Here is a 998-nt window from a genome sequence, read left to right as displayed (position 1 = left end):
ATGGAATGGCCGCTTTCAAGGCTCGCTTCCAGCAAAACCAAGACATCAACGCCCGTATTGATGCGGAGCGCGAGCGCATGGTCAACGAGCTGCACAGAGTTGCCCTGGAGCGCGCAGCACTCGAACGGCAAGAGCAGGCCAAAGCGGCCTTAAAGCGATTCGAAAAAGACCAGTTAAGCCACGATAAAGCCCCAAGCAAAGGCCGTGGCGGCCCTGACTTCGGCATGTAAGGGGAAGAATTTGAGCATCAGTGAGCAGGAGCTATTTGGCCTGATGGCAGTAGCCCAAGAGCAGCAGCAAGCTGTCAGTGAGGCACTGAAAAATCTAGAGGATCGACAGGTTGCACTGAATGCGGTCATAGCCCGAGCTGGTGCAGCTGTTGAAGAGATGAACAAAGCGGGGCACGCCTCGGCGCTTATCATCGAGAAGGCCACGCGGATCGCGGTTGAGAAGGCGGTTCAGGCCGCGCTAGCGGACGTCCAGCAGCAAACCCAGTCCACTCTGGGGGATTCTGTAAATCCCGCTGTGAAGGCGCTACAGGGCGTTACAGCGCGTGCTGAGAAGGCGGAAGAAAGCCTGCACCAAGCAGCAAGCTCGATCAGTTGGAAGTGGGCCGCTATTTGGGCTGCGACCAGTTGCGTGCTGCTGGCTTCCATCGTGGGGTTGTCCATGCTTCTGGTACCCAGCCCCAACGAAATCGGGGATCTGCGGGCCAATGCTGCCGCCCTAGAGGCCAAAGGTGGCAAGGTTAATCTGACCCTGTGCGGTCCTCAGAAACGACTTTGTGCCGAGATCGATACTAAGGCTGATGCTTGGGGCGAAAACAGCCAGTTTCGAATCCTCAAAGGCTACTGACGCGCTGCGCTTGTCGGCCCTTTCGATCCCATGCGGCTACGCCACACGGCCTCAAAATGGCTAACCAAACGGGCAAAGTATCCGATTCGGATACTCTGCGCGTTTGGTCTGCCGCTTTGACGCCGTGTCGCGTAGCCGCATCG

At 57.6% G+C, this 998-nt stretch carries 2 protein-coding genes; both read left to right on the top strand.

The genetic code is table 11. The features are described from left to right. On the top strand, positions 1 to 230 hold a 230-nt coding region (locus tag GHO03_RS25260; RefSeq protein WP_178110380.1), incomplete at its 5' end, for a hypothetical protein. Positions 231 to 240: 10 nt separating this feature from the next. Further along, entirely contained in the window at positions 241 to 855 is a 615-nt protein-coding gene (locus GHO03_RS24570; protein WP_153338424.1) for a hypothetical protein, read from the top strand. Positions 856 to 998: the final 143 nt, after the last annotated feature.

It is taken from the genome of Pseudomonas sp. FSL R10-1339, assembly GCF_009600545.1.
Classification (GTDB): domain Bacteria; phylum Pseudomonadota; class Gammaproteobacteria; order Pseudomonadales; family Pseudomonadaceae; genus Aquipseudomonas; species Aquipseudomonas bubulae.
Note: the sequence above shows the minus strand (reverse complement) of the source record. Positions and strands in the feature narration are given on the sequence as shown.